Genomic DNA, 9,305 nt, shown 5'->3' on the forward strand with positions numbered 1-9,305 from the left:
GAGGGATCCCCTTGACGCCGTCGCTGTTGGGTGCGCCCGTATCGATTTCCCGATCCGTGGCCGTATCGAAAACGGCGAGGTAGGCCGTGTTGGACGGCACCCAGTCGTTGTCCCGGTCGAGTCGCTGAAGAACGATGAAGACCCTGTCGTCTACGATGACGCCGCCGATCATTTCGGGGATGCCGTCGGTATCCGCATAGGCGCCGAGGTCCAGTTCCCCGGTCTTGAATTCAGCGGCGGTGCCGGCCGAGGGGTTGACGATCCAGGCCCGCGTCTTGCCGTAGCGCAGGAGGTAGGCTTTCTGGTCGCTGACGAAGAGCATGTCGCAGGGATTGCTGCTGACGGTGTCGCCCGGGTCGAGGGTGGAAAATTGCCAGATGGGCGTCTCGGGGGCGCTGATGTCGAATTTGGTCACGTTGTCCGCCTGAAACCGCTCGATCCGATAGAAGAAGTTCCTGTGGGCGCTGACGGTGATATCGGAGGCGAGGGTCGGCAGCAGGTCGCTCCGGACCGTGCGGAACCCGCCCACCGGATCGACCGATACGATGGCGTGGGCGGCGCTGCTGTAATCCGCGGCCACCGTTGCCACCACGGCGGTCTCGGTGACCGCCGCCGTCGCCGTGCCGGATACGCCCGGGGCGGCCAGGGCGAACAGGATCCCCGTCGCTGCCCATGAGATTGTGTTGATCCATAATTCTTTTTTCATGTTTCCGTTTCCTCCTGTTGGATATGGGAGATGGGACGAGATGTGAAGATCCATCCCCCTTTTTAAAAATCGTATTTGACTGTGGCGGTGAAGGATCGGCCGGGCAGGGGATAGCCGTTGAAATCTTCATGGAGGTCGTCACCCAGGTTCCGGCCTTCCAGCGTGAGCTTCACCGAACGATATCGGTAGGAGATGCCGGCGTTGATCTCTTCCTTGTCGTCGGCTTTTCTCAGATTGGCCGTGTCGTAGTACATATCCTTCTCGACGACGTATTCGCCGAACAACGTCAACCCCTCATACGTGGCCTCCAGACGAGCCAGGTAGGCGGACTCGAACCGGCCCGGAAGATTTTTACCGTCGAAAGCCGGGATATCGCTCCGGTTTTTCGGGTCCTGCCAGGTGGCGTTCAGGATCAGGCGGCAGAAGCGGTGAAGGTCGACGGCGGCGGCGGCTTCCACGCCCTGGATCAGGGCGCCGGAGATGTTGACGGACCTGCCGATGCCCCGGGCGTCATAGACCCGGGTGATCAGGTCGTCCACGTCGTTTCTGAACCAGGCGGTGGAGAGGGAGAGCCGGGAAAGCCAGGGGCGATCCCATTGCCACAGCCCTGCCAGGCCGATGTCCAGGTTGATCCCCTTCTCTTCCTGAAGGTCGGGGTTGCCGATAAAAAAGCCGCGATCGCCGAAGAGCTCGAAAAACGAGGGGACGCGGAAATACCGCCCCAGATTGCCGGTGAGGGTGAGCCACGAAAGCGGCGCGTATTTGAGCCCGACCTGAGGGCTGAAATAGCTCTCATCGCGCGTTTGTGATTCGACGCCGGCCTCCTCGTCAAGATCGTCTGAAATCCAGGTATATCGGCATGCCGGTGTAACGATGAGACGCTCGCCGAGCAGGAAGAGGCTGTCCTGCAGGCCCAGGGACAGGGTGGTTCTCCGATTGTCCGCTGGGTTCTTCTGTTTCCCGAGGCGGTCTTCGATTTCGTAGGTTTCCCGCTGGAAGCCGGCGGAAAGGATGGCGGCGTGGCCCTCGGGAAGCCATTCCGCGAAGAGGTCCGCCCCCAGCTTCCGGGTGGTGTAGGTGTTGTACTGGGACCCCAGGCCGATATCGCCGTTCCGGTCGTCGTAGTCCTCGGCTTTCCAGGTATACGACACCTGGGTGCCGGTGTTGAGATGGAGCGGGCCGAGATCGTTGGCGGTGAGTTTGAGGGTGGTGATGTTCCGTTCGGTATCCAGGGCGGCCTTGGTATCCGGACTGTTGTCCCGGCTCGGCAGCTCCTGGTCTTTTTTGAACCACTGATTGATAAGATCGATCCGGGTCTCGCCGGTCAGCTCGACGCCGGCTTTGGTCAGCAGGTTGTACTGCTTCACCTGGGCGTTGTTTCGCTTCTCCCAGCGGTCGTCGGCGGGGTTCCACTCCGTCTGTTTGTCGTTCAGGATATCGAAATCATTGTCCGAGGCCAGCATATCGGCGGAGACGAGAAGATCCCAGCGGTCCTGCCCGGCGTTGAGAAATCCGGCCAGGTTTCGGGTGTTGAAAGCGCCGTATCCAGCAAGGAGGTCGGCCTTGAAGCCTTCTTGGGGCCGCTGGGTTTGAATGTTGACTACGCCGCCGATGGAGGCCTGGCTGAAATTGACGGGGGTTGTCCCCCGGTAGACCTCGACGGCGTATACATCAGAAAGGGAGATGTTGCCGAGGTCGACACCCCCGCCCGAGGCGTCGTTGAGCAGGATGCCGTCGAGAAAGACCATGACCTGGTCGTCGGCGGAGCCCCGGAGGGAAACCGAGGAGAAACTGCCGAGCCCGCCGGATTGGCGAACCTGAACCCCCACCTCCGTTTCGATGACCTCGGCGAGGCTCACGGTTCGTCCCTCAAAGGCTTCCCGGGTAATCCGGGAATAGCCGGCGGCGGTCGTTTCGAGATCCACATCGCCGGTCTGGAACGCCGTCGGGGTTTTTTCAGCCGTCACGACGACGTCTTCCAGTTTCAGGGCGTTTTCGCCGGAGTTGTCCGGCGCGGCATTTTCCGCCTGTGCGAAGGCGGGGAAGATGGGCAACAGACCATACAAGAGGATGGACAGCGATACGGTCAAGATGTGCATAATGGCTCCTGAAGGCAAAAAAAATCCCCGGACCGAAAATGATCGATCCGGGGATGTCCCTTTTTTGTCCTCAGAATCCGGGCAAAACTCTGGTCCACGGAGTTTCGCGCATCTCGTTTCAGGCAGGTCTTCTGACTCTCGGATCATCCTACCGGCCGCACCTTCCCGGCCTTTCGGCCAGTGGCATATTGCGGCTTTCGTCCCCGATCACAGCGGCGGGCCCGTCCCCGAATTCCACGGGGTTCCCTGTTCGGCTCAATAATGAGCACCTGATCGATATTGCCGCAGCATAAAGAGAAGAATCCACAAAGTCAAGCGAAAAAAATCGCCGCCGGTTGCGCCACGGCATCGTGTTTTCGCCTGACGTTGTCGCGAGTTGTCGAATCATCGCTTGACGCGGAAGGCGTAAGGGGTTAAATTCCCGAAAAGTTGATCATAGTGGTCTGGGGTGTCTTCGGACTGAGAATTTCACGACCGTGAAATAACCCTTTGAACCTGATCCGGTTGATACCGGCGTAGGGAACGGACCGAGCAATTGCAAGACCTGCCGCTGCTTCCGGTGCCGTATCCCGCGAAAAAATTCTCCGGAAGGAACTCATGGAAAAAACACAAATGGAACGGGCCCGCGAGGGCCAGGTCACGGATATCGTCGCCGTCGCCGCGAAAGATGCCGGCATTTCCCCTGAAACGCTGCGTGAACGGGTGGCCGAGGGAACGGCGATCGTCTGCCACAACAACCGCCGTCGGAACGGCCGGCCCCTGGCGGTGGGCAAGGGGATTCGCACCCGGGTCAACGCCAATATCGGCACCAGCCGGGACGACACCCACATCGATCAGGAACTGGCAAAGGCACGGGCCGCCGCGGCCGCGGGTGCCGACGCCATCATGGATTTGTCGACCGGCGGCCCCATCGACGAGATCCGGCGGGCCATTATCGCGGAAACCGACCTCTGTATCGGCTCCGTGCCGCTGTACCAGGCTGCGTGCGATGCCGTGGTGAATCAGGGCAAACCCATTGTCGAGATGACCGTCGACGAGATCTTCGCCGGCATCGAGCGTCATCTCGAGGACGGCGTCGATTTCATTACCGTGCACTGCGGCGTGACCCGGGCGAGTCTCGACTGCATGGACCGGGAGGGCCGGATCATGGACGTCGTCTCCCGGGGCGGTTCGTTCACCTGTGCATGGATGACGCATAACCGGGCGGAAAACCCGCTGTACGAATATTTCGATCGCCTCCTGGAACTGGTGCGGCCTTATGACGCGACCCTCTCCCTGGGCGACGGGTTTCGTCCCGGATGCATTGAGGACGCCACCGACCGCGCCCAGGTCCAGGAACTGCTGACTCTCGGGGAGCTCACCCAGCGCGCCTGGGATGCCGGCATCCAGGTGATGATCGAGGGCCCCGGCCACATGCCCATCGACCAGATCGAGGCCAACATCCGGCTGCAGAAGCAGATCTGCCACGGTGCGCCGTTTTATGTCCTGGGCCCCCTGGTGACGGATGTCGCGCCCGGATACGATCACATCTCCTGCGCCATCGGCGGGGCAATCGCCGCGGGTGCGGGGGCGGACTTCCTCTGTTACGTGACCCCCAGCGAACACCTCTGCCTGCCCACCGCAGCGGATGTCCACGCCGGGGTGATGGCGGCCAGGCTGGCGGGGCATGCGGCCGACATCGTCAAGAACATCCCGGGCGCCCGGGAATGGGACGCGGCAATGTCCAGGGCCAGAAGGGCCCTCGACTGGGAAAAACAGTTCGCCCTGGCCATCGACCCGCCCCTGGCCCGGAAGCGGCGCGGCGAAACCACGGCCGCCGATGCCCACGGGGCCTGCACCATGTGCGGCGAATACTGCGCCTACAAGGTGATGGACTCGCGGCGGCGGCCAGCCTGAGAATTGCCGAGGGGGCCGTCGGTACTGATAAAGGTCACCGTCAAGGCCCTGGAGCTGCAACAGGCTCTGCAGGTTACCGGCGGCCCGGCAACTCCGGCGGAGATGAAGAAACGCCTTGAGGCGTACATCGATCAGCTCACCAAGAACCCGGACAGGGTGCGGATCGTTATTGAACAATAAGGAAAATGGTCATGTTAATACATGCGATCAAGCTAAATAATTTCTTGAGTTTTGGTGACAAATCAGAACCTGTTTCCTTGAATTCGTTAAATGTCGTCATTGGTCCGAACGGGTCGGGTAAGTCGAACCTACTCGAATCAATAGAGCTGCTGAGGAGTGCGCCCGAGCAATTATTAAAACCGATTCGCGAAGGGGGCGGAGTCCATGATTGGCTTTGGAAGGGCGTTAAAGGCACACCTACGGCATCGTTAGATGTTGTAGTTGACAATCCGCTGGGGCCTCAAAACCTGCGCTATGTTTTGTCTTTCACCGCAGTCGGTCAACGGTTCGAGATCGTCGATGAAAAAGTTGAAAACGAAAAACCTGTAGGTAAGGAGCATTCTAAACCTTATTTTTATTATCACTTTAATTCAGGGCGGCCGACACTCAATGTGAAAGGCGATACCCGTGCATTGCGGCAAGAAGATGTCGATATGGAAAAATCTATTCTTTCGCAACGTCGCGATCCAGATCAGTATCCAGAGATAACCTATCTTGCTCAACAGTTTGGCAACATTAAGCTTTATAGAGAATGGAGTTTTGGGCGCTACACTGTACCTCGCTTGCCGCAAAAGGCAGATCTACCAAATAATGTGCTGGAACTTGATGGCAGTAACCTTGGCTTGGTTTTGAATCGCCTTCGTCGCGAACCTTCAGTCAAAAATCGGCTCTTGAAAGCGTTGCGAGCACTTTATGATGGTATTGATGATTACGACGTTCATATAGAAGGTGGCACCGTCCAAGTGTTTTTTCAGGAAGGTCGATTTACCGTCCCGGCGACTCGCCTTTCCGATGGCACACTTCGTTATCTTTGTTTACTCGCAATCCTTTGTCACCCATCTCCGCCATCTTTGGTCTGCATCGAGGAACCGGAACTCGGATTACACCCGGATGTTCTGCCGACCATTGCTGATTTGATGAAAGAAGCGGCGGAACGTTGTCAGCTAATCGTGACTACGCACTCGGATGTTTTGGTCGATGCAATGACCGATCAGCCTGAATCTGTAATTGTGGCTGAGAAGACAGACAAGGGCACAACATTAACCAGATTGGATGCTGAAAAACTCAGGCCATGGTTGGATAAGTATCGACTGGGACAGCTATGGACACGCGGTGAAATAGGAGGGACACGCTGGTGAAATTGTATGTTGAAGGAGGCGGTGATTCCAATATGCTCAAAACGGCCTGCCGTGCGGGCTTTTCAGATTTTTTGAGTAAGGCCGGATTGAAGGGAAAAATGCCGAGAATTGTTGCCTGCGGGAGCAGGCAGAACGCCTATGACTCATTTTGTACGGCAATCAATACCGGAGAGGATGCATTGTTGCTGGTGGACAGCGAGGCATCCGTTTCTGCTGATTGCCAACAGGGTGACGCAGAAAACTGGAAGCCATGGCATCATTTGAAAAATCGTCAAGGCGATCAATGGGATAAACCTGAAAATGTCGACGATGCGGATTGTCATTTGATGGTCCAATGCATGGAGGCTTGGTTTCTGGCCGATAGAGACTCCCTCCAGAGTTTCTTTGGCCAGGGCTTCAACGCAAACGCCTTACCGGCAGCAGACAATAGGATCGAGTCGGTTGCAAAGGAGCAGATTTACCAGGCACTTTCCGCCGCAACTAGAAACTGTAAAACCAAAGCAAAATACGGCAAAGGGGAACATTCTTTTAAACTTTTGGCGCTCATTTCTCCGGACCGGGTAACAGCGGCATCCCCTTGGGCAAAACGCTTTATAGATATCACAGGAGATAAAATGGGCGGATGAATCGGCCAAGTAGGCAAACCCATTCGCGCAAATCATAGCCTACACACATGTGCGATAGGTTCTACACACACGTGTGCAGAATTGTGCGTAGAACCTTACGGTTGCGAGTGAAAAATAGGCGCGCCGCTCGTATCCGCTTGTATGATAAGCCTTCCTTCCGTGTTTTCCGTGTATGCCGCGGTTAAAAATTATTTGTGTACAGGGCATCCCCGTCATCACCGGATACCGGGGCGGTTTGTGAATCCGGAAAACCAATAACTTTTACCATTGACAGTTGGGAAAAGCGGTGTTAACCATCTCCTGAATAAGACAAAAAAGGTATCTTGATGACGGACAAGGCGCAGAGGCCTTAAAAAATCGTGCGGCAATAAAGCTCCCTATCCAGTGAGATGGCGGAGCTTTTTTTATTGATCCGGTCGGGCCGGCCAACGCCTTTGAAGACATGTCTTGACAAAGGAGGTGCTAACCATGATCGGCGCCATTGCGGGAGACATCATCGGATCGGTCTACGAGGGCCGACCCATCAAGACAAAAACCTTTCCCCTGTTCAGTCCGCGCGCCGTCTTCACGGACGACACGGTCCTCACGGTGGCGGTGGCGGATGCGATTCTTTCAGGAACCCCCTATATCGAGTCCATTCGGAGGATCGGCCGGCAATACCCCCATGCCGGCTACGGCGGATCCTTTTTCCGGTGGCTCCACGCCGAAAACCCGCGCCCCTACAACAGTTGGGGCAACGGATCCGCCATGCGCGTGAGCCCCGTCGGTTTCGCCTTCTCCACCGAAGCGGCGGTCCTGCAACAGGCCCGGCTGACCGCGGAGATCACCCACAACCACCCCGAGGGCATCAAGGGGGCCCAGGCCGTGGCCCTGGCCGTCTTCCTCGCCGGGACGGGCCGCGACAAAGCCGCCATCAGGACGTCCATTGCCGAACGCTTCGGCTACGATCTCGACCGCACCGTGGATGAGATCCGACCCGCCTACACCTTCGACGTTTCCTGCCAGGGCAGCGTGCCCGAGGCCATCATCGCCTTCCTCGATTCCAGCACCTATGAAGACGCCGTCCGCAACGCCGTCTCCCTGGGCGGCGACAGCGACACCCAGGCCTGCATCGCCGGCGCCATCGCCGAAGCCTTCTACGGCGGCGTTCCCCTCGAGATCCGCAACACGGTGAAAACCCTCCTGACACCGGACCTGTGGGCGGTGACGGAGGCGTTTTGTGAGCGGTATGGGTAGGGGATGCATATTTTTCATGAAACCTTCCTGCTTTGGAATTCAATGGGTCTATAAATGATTATCGCTACAGGTACTGATGATTAAAAAAACTGAAAGATGAATGTGGCAATCTGTCAAAGATACACAATAGTTATCAAACTAAAATAAAAATGGTTGGACCATATGAGATATTATGCACATTCTACTGAAAATACAGACAAATCAGATTGGCAAATTCTTTCTGAGCACCTTCTAAATGTGGCTGAACTGGCAGAGCGTTTTGCTTCTGTTTTCGGGGCAAATGAATGGGGACGATTCGCTGGTCTTTTCCATGATGCAGGTAAAGCGACCAAAGAATTTATAGCAAGACTTGAAGGGCATCCGAAAAAGGTAGATCATGCCACGTTCGGGACAAGGTTGGCAAAAGATAGAACCGGGAAACTTGGCTTGTTGCTTTCCTACGCCATTGCCGGACACCATGGCGGCCTTCCGGATGGCGGCCCGCAGGAAGGGCAACTCCATTTTCGTCTTAAACATGGAAAAGTTGCAGATGATACATGTCTGGTACCGGAGGTGAATCTTTCAGGCGAGCTAAAGTTGCCTTTTCTTCTTGACCCGAAACGGGCGATGTTCAGCCTTGCCTTTTTTACCCGCATGATTTTTTCCTGCTTGGTCGATGCAGATTTTCTCGATACTGAACGTTTTTGTTCACCGGAAAAAACGGCATGGCGTTTAACGCGTCCGCCTGATTTGGGTAAGTTACAGCATTCTTTGCAAACATATCTCGCCCAAAAAGAGCGTAATGCAAGACCTGGTAAAGTAAACACCTTGCGGAAAAAGATCTTGGCTAATTGCAGAACCAAGGCTTCGGGATCCCAAGGATTTTTCTCGCTTACCGTGCCGACCGGAGGGGGAAAGACTCTCTCATCTCTTACTTTTGCTCTTGATCACGCGGTGCATCACCAACTTGCCCGCATAATTTACGCTATCCCGTTCACATCTATAATCGAACAGAATGCGGAAGTATTTCGTGATGCGATAGGTAGTGAAAATGTATTGGAACACCACTGCAATTATCGTGAAAAGGATGACGAGTCCGATTACGACAAATGGCGTAGTCTATCGGCGGAAAATTGGAATGCACCGGTAGTGGTCACTACAAATGTCCAATTTTTTGAATCGTTATACAGCAATAGAACATCTCGTTGTCGCAAACTTCACAATATTGCAGAAAGTGTGATTGTGCTCGACGAGGCACAGGCTATACCGACTGAGTATCTGGAGCCGTGCTTGGCCGTGTTGCGTGAACTTGTTGCCCATTACAGATGTAGCGTTGTGCTCTGCACGGCGACTCAGCCCGCTTTGGATGATAAAAGCTTGATTAGATCAGCTTTGACAAATCTTC

8 protein-coding genes and 2 riboswitches are annotated in these 9,305 nt (G+C 55.9%); of the genes, 6 read left to right on the plus strand and 2 right to left on the minus strand.

Features of this window, described 5'->3' with window-relative positions:
* Positions 1-706: hypothetical protein (locus AB7S84_RS14550; RefSeq protein WP_428155318.1), on the minus strand; the 706-nt coding region annotated here is incomplete at its 3' end.
* Between the two features lie 62 nt (positions 707-768).
* Positions 769-2,805, minus strand: coding sequence for a TonB-dependent receptor (locus tag AB7S84_RS14555; protein ID WP_428155320.1), 2,037 nt, complete (start codon positions 2,803-2,805; stop codon positions 769-771).
* Positions 2,806-2,909: 104 nt separating this feature from the next.
* Positions 2,910-3,092: riboswitch (cobalamin riboswitch) on the minus strand.
* Positions 3,093-3,240: 148 nt separating this feature from the next.
* Positions 3,241-3,346: riboswitch (TPP riboswitch) on the plus strand.
* A 56-nt stretch (positions 3,347-3,402) separates the two neighbouring features.
* Between AB7S84_RS14555 and thiC the strand changes: the two genes are divergently transcribed.
* From thiC to AB7S84_RS14585, 6 genes are all read left to right on the plus strand, one after another.
* Positions 3,403-4,701 carry a phosphomethylpyrimidine synthase ThiC gene (gene thiC, locus AB7S84_RS14560; protein ID WP_020877253.1) on the plus strand — a complete coding sequence of 433 codons (1,299 nt, stop codon included), beginning with the start codon at positions 3,403-3,405 and terminating at the stop codon, positions 4,699-4,701.
* A gap of 3 nt (positions 4,702-4,704) precedes the next feature.
* A complete protein-coding gene (locus tag AB7S84_RS14565) occupies positions 4,705-4,881 on the plus strand; it encodes a DUF6079 family protein (protein ID WP_428155323.1) in 177 nt (58 codons plus the stop codon).
* Between the two features lie 11 nt (positions 4,882-4,892).
* Positions 4,893-6,059 (plus strand): AAA family ATPase, encoded by a 1,167-nt coding sequence (locus AB7S84_RS14570; RefSeq protein ID WP_020877254.1) that lies wholly within the window; start codon positions 4,893-4,895, stop codon positions 6,057-6,059.
* Complete coding sequence (locus AB7S84_RS14575; protein ID WP_020877255.1) at positions 6,056-6,685, plus strand: DUF4276 family protein; 630 nt, start codon at positions 6,056-6,058, stop codon at positions 6,683-6,685. Before AB7S84_RS14570 ends, AB7S84_RS14575 begins: the two co-directional genes overlap by 4 nt.
* A gap of 468 nt (positions 6,686-7,153) precedes the next feature.
* Positions 7,154-7,921, plus strand: coding sequence for an ADP-ribosylglycohydrolase family protein (locus tag AB7S84_RS14580; RefSeq protein WP_428155326.1), 768 nt, complete (start codon positions 7,154-7,156; stop codon positions 7,919-7,921).
* 162 nt (positions 7,922-8,083) lie between these two features.
* On the plus strand, positions 8,084-9,305 hold a 1,222-nt coding region (locus tag AB7S84_RS14585; protein ID WP_428155328.1), incomplete at its 3' end, for a CRISPR-associated endonuclease Cas3''.

The organism is Desulfococcus sp. (genome assembly GCF_050178255.1).
Taxonomy (GTDB): domain Bacteria; phylum Desulfobacterota; class Desulfobacteria; order Desulfobacterales; family Desulfococcaceae; genus Desulfococcus; species Desulfococcus multivorans.